This is a genomic window from Aestuariimicrobium sp. p3-SID1156 (assembly GCF_025144225.1).
In the GTDB taxonomy this organism is placed as follows: domain Bacteria; phylum Actinomycetota; class Actinomycetes; order Propionibacteriales; family Propionibacteriaceae; genus Aestuariimicrobium.
The window spans coordinates 75,220-94,100 of sequence record NZ_JALXXB010000009.1 but is presented as its reverse complement, the minus strand read 5'-3'; the positions used below and the strand labels follow the sequence as shown (position 1 = coordinate 94,100).

General features: G+C 65.9%; 16 protein-coding genes, 1 tRNA gene and 1 other RNA gene. 4 read left to right on the top strand and 14 right to left on the bottom strand.

Annotated features, from left to right (window positions below; translation table 11 throughout):
- Positions 1-82: 82 nt before the first annotated feature.
- Positions 83-450, bottom strand: a transfer-messenger RNA (tmRNA) gene (gene ssrA, locus M3G03_RS10475).
- A gap of 50 nt (positions 451-500) precedes the next feature.
- On the bottom strand, positions 501-1,145 hold the full coding sequence (locus M3G03_RS10470) for a DUF1707 and DUF4870 domain-containing protein (RefSeq protein ID WP_259809702.1): 645 nt from the start codon (positions 1,143-1,145) through the stop codon (positions 501-503).
- A gap of 90 nt (positions 1,146-1,235) precedes the next feature.
- Between M3G03_RS10470 and M3G03_RS10465 the strand changes: the two genes are divergently transcribed.
- Complete coding sequence (locus M3G03_RS10465) at positions 1,236-1,607, top strand: FKBP-type peptidyl-prolyl cis-trans isomerase (RefSeq protein WP_259809700.1); 372 nt, start codon at positions 1,236-1,238, stop codon at positions 1,605-1,607.
- Positions 1,608-1,637: 30 nt separating this feature from the next.
- Here M3G03_RS10465 and M3G03_RS10460 read toward each other — a convergent pair whose 3' ends face one another.
- From M3G03_RS10460 to prfB, 6 genes are all read right to left on the bottom strand, one after another.
- Complete coding sequence (locus M3G03_RS10460; protein ID WP_259809699.1) at positions 1,638-3,401, bottom strand: DUF2207 domain-containing protein; 1,764 nt, start codon at positions 3,399-3,401, stop codon at positions 1,638-1,640.
- Positions 3,402-3,520: 119 nt separating this feature from the next.
- A complete protein-coding gene (smpB, locus tag M3G03_RS10455; RefSeq protein ID WP_259809697.1) occupies positions 3,521-3,994 on the bottom strand; it encodes an SsrA-binding protein SmpB in 474 nt (157 codons plus the stop codon).
- 90 nt (positions 3,995-4,084) lie between these two features.
- Positions 4,085-5,578 carry a M23 family metallopeptidase gene (locus tag M3G03_RS10450; protein ID WP_259809695.1) on the bottom strand — a complete coding sequence of 498 codons (1,494 nt, stop codon included), beginning with the start codon at positions 5,576-5,578 and terminating at the stop codon, positions 4,085-4,087.
- 40 nt (positions 5,579-5,618) lie between these two features.
- Positions 5,619-6,521, bottom strand: coding sequence for a permease-like cell division protein FtsX (ftsX, locus tag M3G03_RS10445; protein WP_259809694.1), 903 nt, complete (start codon positions 6,519-6,521; stop codon positions 5,619-5,621).
- Between the two features lie 21 nt (positions 6,522-6,542).
- The gene (gene ftsE / locus M3G03_RS10440) at positions 6,543-7,229 is read right to left on the bottom strand and encodes a cell division ATP-binding protein FtsE (RefSeq protein ID WP_259809693.1); all 687 of its coding nucleotides are present in this window, start codon (positions 7,227-7,229) and stop codon (positions 6,543-6,545) included.
- 108 nt (positions 7,230-7,337) lie between these two features.
- Complete coding sequence (prfB, locus tag M3G03_RS10435; RefSeq protein ID WP_259809692.1) at positions 7,338-8,450, bottom strand: peptide chain release factor 2; 1,113 nt, start codon at positions 8,448-8,450, stop codon at positions 7,338-7,340.
- 87 nt (positions 8,451-8,537) lie between these two features.
- Between prfB and M3G03_RS10430 the strand changes: the two genes are divergently transcribed.
- Positions 8,538-8,611: transfer RNA gene (locus M3G03_RS10430), tRNA-Val, on the top strand.
- A gap of 75 nt (positions 8,612-8,686) precedes the next feature.
- Positions 8,687-9,739 (top strand): hypothetical protein, encoded by a 1,053-nt coding sequence (locus tag M3G03_RS10425; RefSeq protein WP_259809691.1) that lies wholly within the window; start codon positions 8,687-8,689, stop codon positions 9,737-9,739.
- 3 nt (positions 9,740-9,742) lie between these two features.
- Here the strand turns inward: M3G03_RS10425 and M3G03_RS10420 are convergent, their stop codons facing one another.
- Positions 9,743-10,210, bottom strand: a complete 468-nt coding sequence (locus M3G03_RS10420) for a GatB/YqeY domain-containing protein (protein ID WP_259809690.1) — start codon at positions 10,208-10,210, stop codon at positions 9,743-9,745.
- Between the two features lie 48 nt (positions 10,211-10,258).
- Entirely contained in the window at positions 10,259-11,299 is a 1,041-nt protein-coding gene (locus M3G03_RS10415; RefSeq protein ID WP_259809689.1) for an aldo/keto reductase, read from the bottom strand.
- Between the two features lie 72 nt (positions 11,300-11,371).
- Between M3G03_RS10415 and M3G03_RS10410 the strand changes: the two genes are divergently transcribed.
- Positions 11,372-13,174, top strand: a complete 1,803-nt coding sequence (locus tag M3G03_RS10410; RefSeq protein ID WP_259809688.1) for an ABC transporter ATP-binding protein — start codon at positions 11,372-11,374, stop codon at positions 13,172-13,174.
- A 37-nt stretch (positions 13,175-13,211) separates the two neighbouring features.
- Here the strand turns inward: M3G03_RS10410 and M3G03_RS10405 are convergent, their stop codons facing one another.
- The 4 genes from M3G03_RS10405 to M3G03_RS10390 form a co-directional block, all read right to left on the bottom strand.
- Positions 13,212-13,589, bottom strand: a complete 378-nt coding sequence (locus M3G03_RS10405) for a DUF3052 domain-containing protein (protein WP_259809726.1) — start codon at positions 13,587-13,589, stop codon at positions 13,212-13,214.
- A gap of 121 nt (positions 13,590-13,710) precedes the next feature.
- Complete coding sequence (locus M3G03_RS10400) at positions 13,711-14,661, bottom strand: protein NO VEIN domain-containing protein (RefSeq protein WP_259809687.1); 951 nt, start codon at positions 14,659-14,661, stop codon at positions 13,711-13,713.
- Positions 14,662-14,998: 337 nt separating this feature from the next.
- Complete coding sequence (aceE, locus tag M3G03_RS10395; RefSeq protein WP_259809685.1) at positions 14,999-17,758, bottom strand: pyruvate dehydrogenase (acetyl-transferring), homodimeric type; 2,760 nt, start codon at positions 17,756-17,758, stop codon at positions 14,999-15,001.
- Positions 17,759-17,816: 58 nt separating this feature from the next.
- Complete coding sequence (locus tag M3G03_RS10390; protein ID WP_259809683.1) at positions 17,817-18,842, bottom strand: PHP domain-containing protein; 1,026 nt, start codon at positions 18,840-18,842, stop codon at positions 17,817-17,819.
- Between the last annotated feature and the right edge of the window lie 39 nt (positions 18,843-18,881).

Below are 18,881 nucleotides of genomic sequence, written 5' to 3'. Positions count from 1 at the left end.
AAGGTCTCGTCCTCGGGGCTGCCCGGGGGTCTTCGAGGCGTGAAAGCAAAAAGCCCCTGCCAGCGAGCTGGCAGGGGCACAGGGGTGGAGGTGGCGGGAATTGAACCCGCGTCCTCAAGAGGCGAACCAGGGCTTCTCCGGGCGCATCTGGCGTTGCGTTCTACTCGGCCCCTGCACTCACGCCAGCATGTGCAGACAGGCCCAGTCACAGTGAAGTCCCAACCAGCCCCTGCGACGCAGGCTGGTCAGCAAGCCTTCTGAATGAGGCCAGGACCCGGGCGGAAGGCTACGCCCGAACTGACCCTTCGATCACTGCTCAGGCAGCGAGAGCGAAGTCTGCGCGATTGTTGTCGGCAGTTATTGATTTCCAGAGGACATTTACGAGTTGACTCTGGATTCTCGGCCCGCTTCCCCTGGGACTACCGTCCCAAGTCGAAACCAGTCACCCCCTGTTGAGTTGTCGACCCACCTGAGCGGGCCGGATGTCCCAGCTTACACCCTCAACGCCCGATGCTGCGAGTCATTGTCTCGTCAAGGGGCTTGAATGGGACAACCTTCATCACCGGGTTGTGCCAATCTTCGCCGGCGAAGGCCTTGATGCCACCGATCACGGTGAGCGCGAACCAGGCGATGGCCCAGATCCCAGCCACAAAGCCCCAGTCGAGGACCCCGAAGACCATCATCATCAGCAGGCCCACCAGCTGGAAGTTGAAGGCCCTGGCCGCCTGGGAACGGGCATAGCTGCCCTTGGTGGCTGCCGCATAGAAGATGCCGGGGCCGACCAGCGGGAAGGGGACGCTCGAGAGGTAGGCAAGTCCGCCGGCGACGCGACCGGTCGTGCCGTCCCGGTGCGGGTTGACCAGGGGTGCGTAGGCCGGGTGCGCAGCCAGCGCCTGACTGGCGAGGGGAACCATCACCAGCCCGTCGAACACGGAGTTGAGGTCCTTGCGTGTCCGCGAAGCGAGGGCACGGCCCATGCGCTCGTCAAGCTCCTCCTTGGTGAGGCGACCGTCGGCGTAGGCCTCCTGCAGGTAGTCGATCGCCCGGTCCCGCTGCGCGTCGGTGACCAGCAGCTTGAGGCTGGGATGCTCAAAGGGTGCAGGTGATCCGTACGAACCGGTGGTGAACGTGAAGGTGCTGGGCATGCATCCAGTGTGCCTCGCGGCCCCCGGCCACAACACCGGGCATGTCCCTGACTGTCCCCCCAACTGGGGTGAACTGGCTAGGCTCGCACCATGACTGAGAAGCCAGAAGTTGATTTTCCCGAGGGCCCGCCGCCCACTGAGCTCGTGGTCGAGGACCTGGTCGTCGGCGACGGCCAGGAGGCGAAGGCCGGCGACACCGTCGACGTCCACTACGTCGGTGTTGCCCACTCCTCCGGTGAGGAGTTCGACTCCAGCTGGAACCGTGGTGAGCCCCTCGCCTTCCCGCTGGGTGCGGGTCGCGTCATCCAGGGCTGGGACCAGGGCGTCCAGGGCATGAAGGTGGGCGGTCGTCGACGCCTCACCATCCCCCCGCAGCTGGCCTACGGCGATCGTGGCGCTGGCGGCGTCATTGCGCCCGGCGAGACCCTGATCTTCGTCTGCGACCTGGTGAACGTTCGCTGATGTTGCCCTGCGATGCGGGGTTGGCCAGGCTCACCAGGAGCTGACCGACCCCCCGCCGCCACCGCCTCCCGAGAAGCCGCCTCCCCCACCGAAGGCCGAGCCGCTGCCGAATCCGGTACCGCTCAGCCCTCCGGTGGAGGGAGGCGGTGTTGGTAGTGCGGTGCGGTTGAGCGAGTCCAGGATCGAGTTCATGACGTACCAGTCCATGTAGCTGCCGTGGTACCACATCGGCTGGGGGATCTGGCCAGCCTCGATCAGCGGCTCGCACACCTTGGTCCACCGCTCGGCCACGCCGAAGATGATCGCCCAGGGCAGGTAGCGGGAGAAGATGTCTTCGCCCTCTTCGAAGCGGAGCTGCTCGGTCTCGGCCGTCGTGAGGTACTTCTCGAAACCTTCGATCTGGTCGGTGAGCGCGCGGCCGATGGCACTGCGCTGGCCTCGTCGCAGCCGCTTGGACACCAACCAGGCCACCAGCAGCGGTCCGGCGATCGCCAGGAGCAGCGGCCACCAGGTGAGGACGCCCCCGCTGAGCATCAACCACAGGAACACGAAGACGCCCAGCGTGCCGCCACCGCTGGCCATGAGCCGGGTCCGTGGGACGTCGGTGAACCAGCCCCGACCGGCGACCTGAGACGTCACGGAAGCCACCAGCTCACGATGAGCCTGCTCCATGTCACCGGCCCGACCGAGCAGGACCCCCTGACCGGCCTGCGGCCGCAGCCCACGACGGCGTAGACCGGAGGAGAACAGGCTGTCCACCAGGACCGCCTCATGGGGCGCACGCACCAACCCGGGGTCGACCAGGGTGACCAGCAGGGTGCCCCGTGATGGTCCCTCCTCCATCTGCAGGGCGCCACGGACTGCGAGGTCGACCAGGGTGGCGGTGGTTTCCCGGACGTCGACCTGACCATCCACGAGGAGCCCGGCTTCGGCAACCGAGATCCTCGGCGGGGAGAAGGCCACCGGAATCTCGGGGTTGTTGCTGAGCCCGACCCGGCCGCCGCCCCCGCTTGGCACGACCCCCGGGGGAACGTCAAGGAAGCGTAGGTCACGTCCCTTCCGTCGAAGCACCGACCACCCGACCAGTCCTGCGAGTGAGGTGGTGGCAACCGCACCCAGTCCAGCAGAGGGTCCGGGGACGTAGTCCGCCGGTGAGGCCTCGGCGCGCGGCTGCAGGTCCGGCTCGGGGTTGGCGACTGCCCCCTGGGTGATCTTGGCAGCCACGGTGAGAATGTCGCCGGCCGGTCGATGGGGGACGCTGTAGACGCCTTTGCCTCCCACGACCTCGGCCTTGGCACAGGGAACGCTCTCCTTCACCGCGCCACTCCAGCAACCGACGTCCTTGACGCCACCAGGCACCGTGACCTGGACGCTGATGTTGCGGGTCTCGGGCGCCTCCCCGGAAAGCAGGTCCCAGTAGAGCTCGGCGTAGCCATTGGGGGTGGAGAAGGGCGAACTTCGCAGCGCGCCTCGTACCACATAGCTGATCGTGTAGGTCGCGGTGGGAGCCGTCACCGTCCGGTCGGCCGAACCGATGCGCAATGAGTCGGTGCGGTTCCGGCCGGTTCCAACGTTGCGGGTCACCGTCACGTGGGAGCTGGCGTTCGGCGAGCTCACCTGGACATTGCTGATCGTGAAAACCGCATCCTGGTTGTCGTCCCAGGGCTCGCGGGTCACCAGCTCACGCACGATGCCATGGCGCCCGGAGTTCTGGCCGAAGCGGTACACGAGGGTTTCAGTGACCCTCATGCTGCCGTCGGGCTGGACGGCCAGAACGAAGTCCCAGGAGTCCACGGAGTCACGGGAGGCTGCTGACGCGGGCGTGGAGGTCGGTCCAAGAAGGCCGAGCACGACCAGGGCCGTGGCCAGGACGAGTCGCCACAGATTCCGGAAAAGCGAAACCTGCCGTGAGGTCATCGGCGCCGCTGCCGCTCGGCCAGTTCCCGCTGGGTGTCACGCTGCATGTCACGCTCTTTGATCGTCTCGCGCTTGTCCCAGGCCTTCTTGCCGGTCGCCACAGCGATCTCGACCTTGGCATAGCCGTCGGAGAAGTAGATCGACAGCGGCACCAGGGTGCGTCCGGAATTGCCGACCTCACGCTCGAGCTTGTCGATCTCGCGCCGGTTGAGCAGGAGCTTGCGGGTGCGTCGCGTCGCGTGGTTGGTCCAGGTTCCGAAGGCGTACTCGGGGATGTGGGCGTTGCGCAGCCAGACCTCACCGTCGTCGACGGTGGCGAAGGCATCGGCGAGCGAGGCCCGACCCTGTCGCAAGGACTTCACCTCGGTACCCGTGAGCACCATGCCGGCCTCGTACCTGGTGCCGATGTGGTAGTCGTAATTCGCCTTCTTGTTCTGGGCAATCATCGTGCGACCCTTTTCGCGAGGCATCGGTGACCTCCTTCCCTCGTGTGACCGGCCCCCACCCTACCAAGGTGGCAGGACGGGGGCCGGGCAATGACGGGCTGAACCGCGACTGGATCAGTAGAGCGACATCGGGTCGACGACGCTTCCGTTGACATAGGTCATGTAGTGCAGGTGGCAGCCGGTCGAGTAACCGGTGCTACCCACGTAACCGATGACCTGCCCCTGGGAGACACGCTGGCCGGGGCTGACGATGTAGTGCGTGGCGTGGTTGTAGGCCGTGGTCAGGTAGCGTCCGTTGACCTGGCCGTGGTCGACCAACAGGCGGTTGCCGTAGCCGGCGTTGTAGTAGCGCTCGGTGACGGTGCCTGCTGCAGCCGCCCTGATCGGCGCGCCGCAGGCGGCGCCGAAGTCGGTGCCGTCGTGCAGCTTCCAGTACCGGAGCACGGGGTGGAAGCGCATGCCGTACGGGGAGGTGATCGGACCGCTGGAGGGGTAGATCAGGCCGCTGCTGGTGACCGGGGTGTTGGTCTCGACGCTCTTGCGGGCTGCGGCCGCGTTGCGGGAGGCCGCTGCTGCGCTTCGCTTCTTGGCCGCGGCGTCTGCGCTGGCAGCAGCGGCTGCCTTGTCCAGCTGGGCCCGGCGTGCGGCGGACGCGGCGACAGCCTTGCGACGCGCCTCGGCTGCCTTGCGCTCAGCGGCCTCCGCTTCAGCCTTCGCCTTGGCCTCAGCGATCGCCTTCTGGCGCGCCTCCTCCTTGGCGGCCTTCTCGGCAGCGATGCGCGCGGAGATGCGCTTGGCGACGGCGGCGCTCTCCGACTCCAACTGGCTCTGTCGAGCCTGCTCGGCCTTCACCTGCAGGTCGGCGGCCTTCTTAGCTTCCTCGTTGGCGCTCACTGCCTCAGCATGCGCGTCGCGGGCAGCGGTGGAGTCAGCGGTCGCCTGCTGGGCGTCCTTGTAGGCCGCAGCGGCAGCGGCACGCTTGGCGCTGACCGCCTTCTCGGCCTTGTCGGCAGCGGCCTTGGCCGCATCACGCTTCATCTGCAGCTCACGCAGGGCATCCAGCTTGGACTGGGTCGACTCCTGCATGGAGCGCGACCACTGGACGCGCTGGTTGAGGCTGCCCATGCGGGTGTCGGTCGTCAGGACAGCCAGCCCGAGCAGGTCGGTGCGCTGCTGCTGACCCTGAATGACGACCCGTCCCACGGTCTTCATCCACTTGGCCACAGCGGCGTTCGCGGCGGCTGCCTGCTTCTTTGCGGTGGCGAGGGTCTCCTTGGCCGCCTGGAGGTCCTTGGCCGCCTTCTCGTCCTTGAGACGGGCCTTCTCCTCGGCACCCTCGGCAGACTTGAGCGCGTCCTGGGCCTTCTTGAGCGCCTGCTCGCTTGCGGTCAGGGCGGCCGCCGCCTTGGCCGCATCCTGGTTGTAGTCGTGAAGGTCCTGCTTGGACTGGCTGATCTGCTGCTCGAGCTTCTTCTTCTCATCGTCGAGATCGTCGGCACGAGCCAGTGACCCCGTCGCCAACGAAGCAGCCAGGACGCCGATGAGGGCAGCCCTCAGCGAGTTCGCCAGTCGGGGGCCGGCGAGCTGGGAATGAGGTGACCTCTTCACAGGGGGATCCCCTTCGCTAGTGGTGTTCATGGCGTTCGGGTCAGACACGAAGGTACTTTCGGGTCGCCAGAACCGTCGGAATTATGGACAGGAGCAGGGCGATGATTGCAACCGCGACCATCGCGATTCCCGCATGGGACCATCCAATCCACTGCAAACTCTGGATTGAGACTTGAGCGTTTCGGCGCACGATCAACTCGAAGCCCAGCGCCAGGGTCCCGCAGGCCAAGGCTGCACCGAGGAGCCCGGTGACCAGACTTTCCAGAAGGAATGGCGCCATGATGTAGAAGTTGGACGCGCCCACCAAACGCATGATGCCAAGTTCTCGGCGCCGTGAAAAGGCTGCGATACGAATCGAGTTGGCGATCTGCAGCGCCGCCGCCAGCAACAACAGGCCTGACATCAGCATGGTCCCCCACTGCAGGGCATTCAGCCAGCGGAAGATGGGGTCGAGCACGGCGTGCATGTCGACGATGTTCTGGACACCATCCAGCCCCTGGGCCTCGGAGACCAGGCCCTTGTACTGCTCGGGATTCTTCAGCTTCACCATGAACGACTCCTGCATGTCGGCAGGTCCGGTGTCATTGAGCAGCGGGGAGTTCTTGAAGACTTCCTTGTACTCGTCCCACGCCTCGGCCTTGGAGACGAAGTACACCTTCTCGACCTCGGGGTTCGCCTCCAGGGACTTGCGGATGGCGTCCTTCTGGGCCTGGGTGACCTCTTGGCCGGGGACGCAGTTTCCACCGGTGGAGACCTCGTTGCACAGGTAGATCGAGATCTCGATCTTGTCGTACCAGCGTCCCTTGACCAGGTCCACCTGCTGCATGGCCATCAGGCCGGCACCGAAGAGGGTGAGGGAGACCCAGATGGTGACGATGACCGACAGCGTCAGGGTCAGGTTGCGGCGCAGGCCGGACCAGGTTTCTCGCAGGGTGTGTCGCATGATGATCCTCGTGGGCGCCGCTCAGGCGGTGCCGTAGACGCCCTTCTTCTGGTCGCGGACGATGCGGCCCTCGTCGAGTTCGATGACCCGTCGGCGCATCTGGTCGACGATGGTCGAGTCGTGGGTGGCCATGATGACCGTCGTCCCGGACTTGTTGATGCGATCCAGCAACTTCATGATGCCAACGCTGGTGGCCGGGTCCAGGTTGCCGGTCGGCTCGTCAGCGATCAGGATCTTGGGGCGGTTCACGTAGGCGCGGGCAATGGCGACGCGTTGCTGCTCACCGCCCGACAGTTCCTCAGGCAGACGATCGCCCTTGCCGGAGAGCCCGACCGTCTGCAGCGTCTCGGGGACGAGTTGCTTGATCTCGGAGCTCTTCTTGCCGATGACCTGCAGCGCGAAGGCCACGTTCTCGTGAACAGTCTTGCCCGGCAGCAGGCGGAAGTCCTGGAAGACGGTGCCGATCTGGCGACGCAGCGCCGGGACCTTCCAGGAGCTGAGGCGGTTCAGCTCCTGACCCGCGACATGGATGGTTCCCGTCGTGGGCAGGTACTCGCGCAGGATCAAGCGGATGAAAGTGGACTTCCCGGACCCGGACTGTCCCACGAGGAAGACGAACTCACCCTTGTCGATGTCGACGCTGACATTGCGCAGGGCGGGGCGACTTCCGCCCTGGTAGAGCTTGGTGACGTCGTCGAACGTGATCACAGTGTCCTCGGCGGGTCTTGGGAAGTTTCTGAGTGATTCTCAGCCAGCCGCGATCAGTGTAGGCCCATGCCCCCACGTTGCCGCAGCAGGACGCCGTTCGGCGGCGTGTCAGGACTCCTCTGCGGAGGATCGACGCCACCGGATGCCGGCATCGATGAAGCCGTCGATGTCACCGTCGAAGACGCCATCGGTGTTGCCGACCTCATGATTGGTCCGCAGGTCCTTCACCATCTGGTAGGGATGCAGGACATAGGACCTCATCTGGGAACCCCAGGAGTTGCCACCATCGCCCTTGAGCTCCTTCATCTCGGCCTCCTTCTCCTGCCGAGCACGCTCGAGCAGGCGGGACTGGAGGACCTTCATGGCGGCGACCTTGTTCTGCAGCTGCGACTTCTCGTTCTGACAGCTCACCACGACGCCGGTGGGCAGGTGGGTCAGACGCACCGCGGAGTCGGTGGTGTTGACCGACTGGCCGCCAGGACCGGAGGAGCGGAAGACGTCGACCCGAATGTCGGACTCGGGGATGTCGATGTGGTCGGTCTCCTCGGTGACCGGCAGGACCTCCACGCCCGCGAAGGAGGTCTGGCGGCGTCCCTGGTTGTCGAAGGGCGAGATGCGCACCAGGCGGTGGGTACCGGCCTCGACTGACAGCGTCCCGAAGGCGAAGGGGGCGTTGACCTGGAAGGTCGCGGACTTGATGCCCGCTTCTTCGGCGTAGGAGACGTCGTAGAGCTGGAACTTGTAGCCGTGGCGCTCGGCCCAGCGGGTGTACATGCGCAGCAGCATTTGGGCGAAGTCGGAGGCGTCCACTCCCCCGGCCTCGGCGCGGATGGTGATCATCGCCTCGCGCTCGTCGTAGTCGCCCGACAGCAGGGTGCGGATCTCGAGGGCCTCGATCTCCTTGCCCAGGGAAGTGACCTCGCGCCCCGCCTCCGCGGCGGCGTCGGCGTCGTCCTCCTCGGCGGCCATTTCCAGCATCAGCTCGACATCGTCCAGACGAGATCGCAAGCCCTCGATCCGCTCAACCTCGTTCTGCAGGGAGCTGAGACGGGAGGTGACGCGCTGGGCGTTCTCGGTGTCGTCCCACAGGTCGGGCGCTGCCACCTGCTCTCCCAGGTCAGCGATCTCGGCGCGCTTGGCGTCGAGGTTGGCGACCGCCTCGATCGAGGATAGCTTCGCGTCGAGGGCGGAAAGAGTCTCGGAGATGTCAGGGAGTGCCACGTCGCTACACTCTACCCGCCCGGGCCGTTCCTGTAGCATCGACGAGTTCCCAGTACCATGACTGGGTCCAGGGAGCTTCCCCGGTCGGGGCGCATAGCTCAGTTGGTTAGAGCACCTGCCTTACAAGCAGGGTGTCGGGGGTTCGAGTCCCTCTGCGCCCACCCAGCTCATGAACTTTTGTTGAACCCGTCCCCGCCACCGGGCTGAGGATCCCGCGATGGCCCTAACGTCGAACCATGACCATGCCTCACATCGCAGCCTCCACGCTGGCTTCCCGTCGCGCTGTTCTGGCAGCCCTGGCCAGCTCGGCCATCCTGGCCGGTGATGCCCTCGCCGCCAACGCCGCACCTCGCGCCGGCACGAGAACCTTCCGGGTTGCCGTTGCCACCAATGAGCCCTGGGGTACCTATCACGTGGCCCCCGTCCTCGACGATGTCCTCGCCCGCGGCGGCACGGTGACCCAGATCGTGCCTGACCTTTCCGGCGTCAAGCCGGGCGAGAAGGTTCCGGTGCTTCCCCTCCCCGCGGCCCGCGCGCAGGATTTCGACCTGCTGGTCGTGAACGGTGCCACCGAGTGGCCCGCCACCGTCGTCAAGGCCTTCACCGGCGTACCGGTCGTCGCCAGCTCGCTGGCCTACCTGCGCGCAGAACTCGCTCCCTTCGCCGATGTCGTGCGGCCCCGCCTTGTCGGAGTCACCGCCAGCTCGGAGGCTGAACGGGAGACCTTCGCCGCCCACCTGGGGGTCAAGGAACAGCACATCCGCATCGTCGGCATCCCCGAACTCGACACCCTGCCGGAGTGGAACCCCCAGCCACGCACCGTCCTGGTGCTCACCAGCGTCACCAAGTCCTCCACCACCGGCGGCTCCGCTCCCGGCACGCAGCTCCTGCTCGACTCCGCCCATGCCCTGAAAGCAGCCGGCTGGCATGTCCTGGTCGGCCTGCACCCGCGGGAGGACCGCAGCCTGTGGTCGGGCTTCGAGGTCGCCACCGAGGGTTCCCTCGCAGCGTCAGCGCGTGCCGAGGTGGCCATCGGCATCCCGGGCTCGGTCTTCCCGAAGATCGCTGCCGTGGGCGTCCCCCTGGTCGCGGCTCTCGACCCGGCCCTCAACGTGCCGCAGTACCTGCTCGACATCGCCACGCCCGCCTGGACCGTGGACCAGGTCGTCACCGCGGTGGAGAACGCACAACCCCTGGACAAGAAGGAACTGCGTGAGGTTGTCGGCCCGCTCGGCAAGGCGGGCCGCACCCTCACGCAGTTCTGGTTCGCGTCAAGTCGACGGGGCTGACACTCAGGTCAGGGAGGCCCTCACCTTCGCCGCCACCTGGGCGCCGGGCGCACGTCCGGCGACCCGGGTGTTGACGGCCTTGACGACCTGGCCCATCTGTTTCATCCCGGGCTTCTCGCCCAACGATGCCTCGGCGGCGGCGACCTCTTCGGCCACGATCTGGTCCAGCTCGTCCTCGGTCAGCGGGGCCGGGAGGTACTGGGACAAGAACTCCGCTTCCGAATTCTCCTTCTCGGCCAGCTCCGGGCGTCCCCCGGCGGCATAGGCCTCGGCAGAATCGCGCCGCTTGCTGACCTCCTTGGTGAGGACGCCGATCTCCTCGGCCTCGCTCAGTTCTCGTGCGCTGGCACCGGCAACCTCCTCGACGCCGATCGCGGCGATCGCCATGCGCAGGTTGGACTTCGCGGCCTCGTCACGCGCCTTCATGGCGGTGACCAGATCGGCCTTGAGACGGTCCTTCAGCACTCCCACGGGACTTCCTTTCCTTCGACCCCACCACGGGGGCGGATGTCCAGTCTGTCACACGGCCTGAGCGAGAATCTGGTCAATTTCTCCCAGCTCGTCCTCACTGAAGTCGAGGTTGTCGACCGCCTTCAGGTCGGCCTGCAGCTGCTCCACCGAGGATGCCCCCACGATCACCGAGGTCATCCACGGCTTGCGCAACGCCCACGCCAGGGCCATCGCGGCCAGCGTCTGGCCCCGCCCCTGCGCCAGGTCGTTGAGCTCGCGGACGACCGCGAGGGTCTGGTCGTCGAGCTGGTCCTGGCCCAGCGAGGAGCGCTGGCTGGCACGACTGCCCTCCGGAACGCCGTTGAGGTAGCGATCGGTCAGCAGGCCCTGCTGGAGCGGGGAGAAGGCGATCATGCCCAGCCCGTGCTCGACGCACTCGTCGACCAGGGAGACCTCGTCGCCCTCGGCATCCTCGATCGGCTCCTCGATCCAGCGGTTCAGCATCGAGTAGCTGGGCTGGTGGATGACCAGCGGCAGCCCCATGTCCTCGGCCAGCTCAGCCGCGCGACGGGTCTGCACGGCGTCGTAGCTGGAGATGCCCACATAGAGCGCCTTGCCCTGACGGACGACCTGGTCAAGGGCCGCGAGGGTCTCCTCCAACGGGTCCTGCTCCACCCAGCGGTGGTGGTAGAAGATGTCGACGTAGTCCAGGCCCATCCTGCGCAGCGACTGGTCCAGGCTGGCGATGAGGTACTTCCGGGAACCGCCGTCGCCGCCGTAGGGGCCGGGCCACATCTGGTAGCCGGCCTTGGAGGAGATGATCAGCTCGTCGCGGTGGGCAGCGAAGTCGTCGGCCAGCACACGGCCGAAGAACTCCTCCGCACTTCCAGGTGGCGGGCCGTAGTTGTTGGCCAGATCGAAGTGCGTGACGCCCGCGTCGAAGGCGGTCCGCAGCATCGAGCGCTGGGCGTCCTCGTCGATGCGGGATTTTGCACCGAAGTTCTGCCACAGGCCCAGGCTCACCGGAGGCAACACCAGCCCGCTGCGGCCGCAGCGGCGCCAAGTCTTGTGCTCGTAGCGATCAGGGGCGGCGACGTAGGCATCAGACATGGGGACCAGGTTAGGGTTGACGCTGGCCCCGGCACGTCAACCCCGGGAACTTGCGCCAGGAAAGGTAGGCCCATGGCAGCCCTGATGAAGGTCCTTCGGCATGTGCAGGAGCTGCGCTGGTACTACCTGGCGATCGCGATCTGCTCGGTGCTGATGGCCGGCACCGCCCTGGCCTCGCCCTTCCTGCTGCAGGGTGCCACCGACCACGTCGTTGCGAAGCTGCAGGGCAAGCCGTCGGCCACCACGACCATCATCTGGTTCGCCGTCGGCATCCTGGTGGCTGAGCTGCTCAACGCGCTCCTCAGCAATGTGGGCGGCTACTTCGGTGACGTGATGACGATGCGAATGAGGGCCATCCTGTCGGCGCGCTACTACCAGAAGTTGCTGAAGCTGCCGCAGGGCTACTTCGACAACACACTGTCGGGCACCATCATCGCCCGTCTGAATCGTTCGATCACCGAACTCACCCAGTTCCTCCAGATGATGAGCAACAGCTTCCTGCCGATGCTCATCACCCTGGGCGCCGCGCTCATCATCACCGGCTACTACTACTGGCTGCTCGCGGTACTGCTTGTCCTGATCTTCCCGCTCTACACCTGGCTGACCGCCCTGACAAGCGATCGGTGGCAGAAGTACGAGAACGAGAAGAACAAGCACGTGGACCTCGCCGGAGGCGCCTTCGCCGAGGTCGTCGCCCAGATGCGCGTGGTCAAGAGCTTCGTCGCCCAGCGACGTGAACTCGACCGCTTCACCGTGGAGTACGCCAAGACCGTCGAGCTGACCCGGCCGCAGTCGCGCTGGTGGCACCAGATGGACTTCCTGCGTCGCGCAGGGCTGGCGATCATCTTCTTCGGCATCAACGTCCTGATCCTGGTCAAGACCATGAGTGGGGAGTTCAGCATCGGAACGATGATCATGCTCATCCAGCTGGTGGGCATGGCCAAGATGCCGGTGGCGAACATGAGCTACCTGGTCGACTCCGCGCAGCGTGCCGTGGCCGGCTCGCGCGACTACTTCGCCACCCTCCAGGAGGTCGAGGAGCCCGGCGCCAGCCTGGACGACGACCTGGCCCGGGCGCCGCTCCCGGAGCCCATCCCCGGCGCGCCGGCCGTAAAGTTCAGCGACGTCAGCTTCGGCTACGACGACGAGCCAAATGTGCTGGAACACATCAGCTTCTCCGTCGATCCGGGCCACAAGGTCGCGCTGGTGGGTGAATCCGGCGGCGGCAAGACCACGATCATCAACCTGCTGATGGGGCTCTTCCCCCCGCGCGAGGGTTCCATCGAGGTCTTCGGACGCCCCTACGACGCGCTCGGGCTCGACCTGCTCCGTCGCGAAGTCGGCGTGGTCTTCCAGGACGCCTCGCTCTTCTCGGGCACCATTGAGGACAACATCCGCTATGGCGCGCCCGACGCCACCGAGGAACAGGTCATCGAAGCCGCTCGGCGGGCGAATGCCGCCCACTTCATCGAGAGGTTCCCCGAGGGCTACCAGTCGATCATCGGTGAGCGTGGCCTGAAACTCTCAGGTGGCCAGAAGCAGCGCATCGCCGTGGCCCGCGCCATGCTCAAGGATGCCCCGATCCTTGTACTTGACGAGGCCACAAGCGCGCTTGACACCCGCTCGGAACGGCTGGTGCAGAAGGGCTTGGAGGAGCTGATGGTCAACCGGACCAGCATCATCATCGCCCACCGGCTCTCCACGATCGCCAGCGTGGACACCATCATCACCCTGCGCGAAGGCAGGATCGAGGAGATCGGTAGCCCGGCGGAACTCGCTGCCAGCGGGGGCATCTACTCCCAGCTGCTCCAGCTCCAGCTCTCCGGCACGAAGGCCGACCGCAAGCTCCTGCAACAGTTCGACATCCTGCGCTGATTCCCCCGGCGTCGGGGGAATCAGCGCAGGGTGTCGGTCAGCGGCGGGCGCCCTTGGGGCGCACGACCTTCTGGGCCTGCCACTGGGCGCTGAGGTCCACAGGGGCCCCCAGAACCAGGCCTGCGGTGGCGGTGCCCTCGGCGACGTCGGAGGCCGGGATGTGACCCGGGCGTCCAACCTTGGGGGTCATCAGCCAGATCACGCCAGCCTTGGACAGGTCGGTGAGGGAGTCGACCAGGCCGTCGGCGACATCGCCATCCTCCTCCCGCCACCACAGCAGCACGGCGTCAACCGCCTCCAGCGCCTCCTCGACCAGGTCGTCGTCGACGGCGTCCATGATGTCGTTGCGCAGGTCTTCATCGACATCGCTGTCCCAGCCAAGTTCCTGCACCACCATGCCCTTGTCCAGTGCCATCACCGACTGGACGCGGGAACTTCCTGACCCGTTCGAGCCACCCACCTCTTCTAGACCCTCCTGGTACGACGACGTTGTGCCCCAAGACTGCCAGATCGCAGCGCCGGGCGAAACACCGGGCTCAGTTCGCGTCCTGGTCGTCGGGCTCGACCGGGGCCAGACGGACCTTGTAACCGATCTCCTCGCGGTTCTCGTCCAGGGCCTCCTGCGGGATCTCGACCAGGAGCGGCGTGTCGGTCAGGGCATTCATGACGGCGATGAGGGTCCAGTCCTCGTCGCGCCGGGAGGCGTTGTACTCATTGGCCGAGAGGATGAACTCCGGTTCCTCCCCCAGGCAGCCTTTTACCGCGACGTGCATCTCCTCGTCCTCGGCGGTGACGGTGATGTTCCAGCCCTTGGCCTCGCCGGAGACGTCCTGGGTGGTGAGCTCCTGCTGGGCGAAGAACTCCTGCACCGCCTTCATGGCGGCGTCCTGCAGGGCGGCATGCTGGGACTGGTCGGCCAGACCCAGCTGCTGGACGCCCAGCTCCAGCTCGCGTGGGTTGTCCTCGGGCAGGAGGGCGAGTTCCATCTCGGCGATCTCGGCCTGGAACTCGAGCACACCCTCCACGAACTGGCGTTCCAGATCGGCCTTGTCCTTGTACTCGGGGTAGTCGTCGTCCTCGTCCAGGAGCACAACTTCAAAATAGCCGAGCAGTGTCTGCTCAGAACTCTCCTCAGCGAGTTGGGCCAACGCTGCCTCGCTGAGCTCCAGAATTGCATCCGCGATGTCCTCAGCTTCGAGGCTCTCCTCGACCCCGAGCTCCTCGTCAAAGTTCTCTCGGCTTAACGGTCCAATGCCTGCCGCCTGCAAGTGTTCCAACCAAAGCGCGTTGAGCGCCTTCTCGTGCTTGGTCAGGTCACGCCCCGAACCGAAGACCGTAGCCCAACCGTAATCAGGAATCCGACGCACAAGCTCCTCGACATCTACACGCTGCGACAGAGGCAGCGCCTCCAACCAGATCACCCCGACGAAGTCTGCGGAACGTTGCGTCCCATCCCAGTGGTCCTCGGCGAAGATCTCACTGTCCACCTCGCCACGTGCAACCAGCCCTCGGCCGTGATCCCCCTGCCGGAAGAGATAAAAAGTGTCGCCAGGCTCGATCCCCTTCTTCCTCTGACCTACTGACCAACTCCTAACGACCGAGTGAGCAATGCCCTCCCTCGTTAGCGCCACCATCCCGGACTCCCACGTTTCGGGGCTCCAGACGTGGTCGTCATCTCTTCCGGGGTTCCAAGTCAGCAAGATCGTCGCCATGCCCCAAGTATTGGGGATCATCCGCCAGCGACGTGCGAAAAGGCCCGGAACCCTGCAGATCCCACCGCACGGTTCCGGGCCTCATTCAGGCCTGAGCTGGTCACGCCGTGGATCAGGCGTCGCCGCCGATCGTGCCGGAGGTACCGGCATTCACGTCAAGCAGCTTGTACTTCTCGGCCGCCTGCTGTGCCCATTCCGCAGGCACCTCGCCGCGCTTGGCCAGCATCTGCAGGGTGCGGACCGCCAGCGAAGGACCGTCGATGTGCAGGTGGCGACGGGCTGCCGCACGGGTGTCGGAGAAGCCGAAGCCCTCCGCACCCAAGGACATGAAGTCTCCCGGCACCCACTGGGCGATCTGGTCGGGCACCTGACGCATGTAGTCGCTGACCGCCATGACCGGCCCCGGCCGATCCTGCAGCACCTGGGTGATGTAGGGGGTGCGCTGCTCCCCATGCAGGAAGGCGTCCTCATCGCAGGCCATGGCCTCACGACGAAGCTCGGTCCAGCTTGGGACGCTCCACACGTCCGCCACCACACCGAAGTCCTTCTTGAGCAGTTCCTGGGCCTCCAACGCCCAGGCGACCCCCACACCGGACGCGAGCAACTGCGCACGACGGGCGTCCTCGTTCACACCCTCGAAATCGCCCTTCTGGTACAGGTAGATGCCCTTGAGCAGGCCCTCCACGTCCAGGTCCTCGGGCTCCTTGGGCTGGACCATCGGCTCGTTGTAGACGGTCAGGTAGTAGATCACGTCCTCGGGGTTCTCCCCGTACATGCGACGCAGGCCGTCCTCGACGATGTGGGCGATCTCGAAGGAGAAGGCCGGGTCATAGCTGATGACCGCCGGATTGGTCGCTGCCAGCACCGGGCTGTGCCCGTCCATGTGCTGGGTGCCCTCACCGGTCAGGGTGGTCTTGCCGGCGGTGGCGCCGATCAGGAAGCCGCGGGCAAGCTGGTCAGCAGCCGCCCAGATGCCGTCACCGGTGCGCTGGAACCCGAACATGGAGTAGAAGATGTAGATCGGCACCATCGGCAGCTGGTGGGTCGCATAGGACGAACCGGCAGCGGTGAAGGCGGCCACCGAGCCCGCCTCGTTGATGCCGGTGTGCATGATCTGCCCGGCGGAGGACTCGCGGTAGGCGAGCATCAGCTCGTGGTCCACCGGGGTGTAGTTCTGCCCGTGCGGGTTGTAGATCTTGATCGTCGGGAAGAACGAGTCCATGCCGAAGGTGCGGGCCTCGTCGGGGATGATCGGCACGACATGCGGGGCGAACTGCTTGTCACGCATGAGGTCCTTGAGCAGACGCACGAAGGCCATCGTGGTGGCGATCTGCTGGTTGCCCGAGCCCTTCTTCACCGTCGCGTAGGCAGCTGCGTCAGGCAGTTTCAGCTTCGGGGCAGTGGTGCCGCGACGCTCGGGCAGGTGGCCGCCCAGCTCCTCGCGACGCTTCATCAGGTACTTGATGCGCGGGTCGTCGTTCCCGGGGCGGTAGTAGGGAGCCGAGTAGGGGTCCTTCTCCAGCACCTCGTCGCTGATCGGGATGCGCAGGCGGTCGCGGAAGTTCTTCAGGTCCTCCAGCGACAGCTTCTTCATCTGGTGGGTGGCATTGCGGCCGGCGAAGTGCTTGCCCACCATGTAGCCCTTGATGGTCTGGGCAAGGATCACGGTCGGGGCACCGGTGAACTCGGTCGCCGCCTTGTAGGCCGCGAAGACCTTGCGGTAGTCATGGCCACCGCGGGAAAGGCGCCAGATGCGCTCATCGGACCAGTCCTTCACCATCGCCGCGGTGCGCGGGTCACGGTTGAAGAAGTGCTCGCGGACATAACCTCCGTCATTGGCCTTGTAGGTCTGGTAGTCACCGTCGGTGGTGGCGTTCATCAGGTTCACCAGGGCGCCCTCGGTGTCCTGGGCGAGCAGCTCGTCCCACTCGCGACCCCAGATCACCTTGATCACGTTCCAGCCGGCACCGCGGAAGAAGGCTTCCAGCTCCTGGATGATCTTGCCGTTGCCACGCACCGGGCCATCGAGGCGCTGCAGGTTGCAGTTGATGACGAAGGTGAGGTTGTCCAGTTCCTCGTTCGAGGCGACCTGGAGCAGGCCACGTGATTCGGGCTCGTCCATCTCACCGTCGCCCAGGAAGGCCCAGACATGCTGCTGGGAGGTGTCCTTGAGACCACGGTTGTGCAGGTAGCGGTTGAAGGACGCCTGGTAGATCGCGTTCATCGGGCCGATGCCCATGGACACGGTCGGGAACTCCCAGAAGTCCTTCATCTGGCGCGGGTGGGGGTAGGAGGGCAGGCCATGGGGCTTGCCGTCCTTTCGGGCCGAGAACTCCTGGCGGAAGCCGTCCAGGCGGTCCTCGTCCAGGCGTCCCTCGAGGAAGGCGCGGGCGTACATGCCGGGGCTGGCGTGGCCCTGGAAGAAGATCTGGTCACCACCGCCGGGGTGGTCCTTGCCGCGCCAGAAGTGGTTCATGCCCACTTCGTAGAGGGTGGCGGCCGAGGCATAGGTGGAGATGTGGCCGCCCACTCCGATGTGGGAGCGCTGGGCGCGCTGGACCATCATCGCGGCGTTCCAGCGCAGGAGGCGCCGGACCTCGCGCTCGAGCTCCTCGTCGCCGGGGTAGTCGGGCTCGATCGAGGGGTCGATGGTGTTGATGTAGTCGGTGCTGGTCAGCGAAGGAACGCCCACCTGCTTCTCGCGGGCGCGCTCGAGCAGACGCAGCATCAGGTAGCGGGCGCGGTTGCGTCCGTCGGAGTCGATGGCACCGTCCAGGGACTCAAGCCACTCGCTGGTCTCTTCGGGATCGGTATCGGGGAGTGTGGTGGGCAGTCCATTGATGATGGGGCCAACCTCGTCGCGTGCGCTCACGCTGGAAGTCCTTTCCTTGGCAGCTGCCGTCCACTGTAGTGGGCAACCTGACGGCAGATCATCCTCGGGTGAAGGCCAGCAGTCTTTCCAACGGCCACGTGGTGATGATCCGCCCGGGATCGACGTCGAGCTGCTCGGCCCGGGCAGCCCCCAACTGGAGAAAGTCCAGCTGCCCGGGAGCATGGGCATCGGTGTCAATGCTGAACAGGCAGCCCATGTCACGGGCCAGTTCAATGAGCCCGTCTGGCGGGTCCTGGCGTTCGGGGCGGGAGTTGATTTCGACGGCCACGTTGAACTGGATGCAGGCCTGGAAGACCACCTCCGCATCGAACTGCGATTCGGGGCGTTGTCCGCGCCCACCGGTCACCAACCGGCCTGTGCAGTGGCCCAACACATTCGTCCGTGGATTGGCCACCGCCCCCACCATCCGGCGAGTCATCGATTCGGAGTCCATCGCCAGCTTGGAATGCACCGAGGCGACCACCACGTCGAGCTGGTCGAGCATCTCCGGCGTCTGGTCCAGAGCGCCGTCGTCGAGGATGTCCACCTCGATCCCCTTCAACAGCCGCACCTCCACCTGATCCTGGACCCGGTTGATCTCCTCCCATTGCGCGCGCAACCGTTCGGGACTCAAGCCGTTCGCGACGCGCAGCCGCGGGGAGTGGTCGGTGATCGCGAAGTACTCGCGTCCCAGTCGTTGCGCGGTGCGCGCCATCTCGGCGATCGGGGAACCACCATCTGACCAGGTCGAGTGGGTGTGCAGGTCGCCGCGCAGTTCCCTGATCAACTCGGACGCCGCCAGCGGCTGCGCCCCGGCCTCACGCAGGGTCGCCAGTTTGGGCGCGACCCGGCCCTCCAGGGCAGCGGTGATGACGGCCCCGGTCGAGGCACCGACGCCTGGGACCTGCTGCACTCCCCCGTTCTCGTGCAAGGTGACCAGGTCTTCGGCGGGCAACGAGGCGATGGCGTCGGCCGCCTTGCGATAGGCCTCGACGCGCCGGGTCTCCTGCCGGGAGCGTTCCATCCAATAGGCCACCTCCCGGAGGTCGGCCACAGCCTGGTCAGCTCGGGAGTTCGCGTCCATGACCGCTATTCTCACCCCCAGCCGGGAAGGAGCGCCATG

Bases quoted from the DNA above. Each gene is read 5' to 3' on its own strand.
- M3G03_RS10410 (WP_259809688.1), top strand. From the start codon at position 11,372: ATGGCAGCCCTGATGAAGGTCCTTCGGCATGTGCAGGAGCTGCGCTGG.
- M3G03_RS10415 (WP_259809689.1), bottom strand. From the start codon at position 11,299: ATGTCTGATGCCTACGTCGCCGCCCCTGATCGCTACGAGCACAAGACT.
- M3G03_RS10390 (WP_259809683.1), bottom strand. From the start codon at position 18,842: ATGGACGCGAACTCCCGAGCTGACCAGGCTGTGGCCGACCTCCGGGAG.
- M3G03_RS10425 (WP_259809691.1), top strand. From the start codon at position 8,687: ATGACCATGCCTCACATCGCAGCCTCCACGCTGGCTTCCCGTCGCGCT.
- ftsX (WP_259809694.1), bottom strand. From the start codon at position 6,521: ATGCGACACACCCTGCGAGAAACCTGGTCCGGCCTGCGCCGCAACCTG.
- M3G03_RS10405 (WP_259809726.1), bottom strand. From the start codon at position 13,589: ATGGCACTGGACAAGGGCATGGTGGTGCAGGAACTTGGCTGGGACAGC.
- M3G03_RS10470 (WP_259809702.1), bottom strand. From the start codon at position 1,145: ATGCCCAGCACCTTCACGTTCACCACCGGTTCGTACGGATCACCTGCA.
- M3G03_RS10465 (WP_259809700.1), top strand. From the start codon at position 1,236: ATGACTGAGAAGCCAGAAGTTGATTTTCCCGAGGGCCCGCCGCCCACT.
- smpB (WP_259809697.1), bottom strand. From the start codon at position 3,994: ATGCCTCGCGAAAAGGGTCGCACGATGATTGCCCAGAACAAGAAGGCG.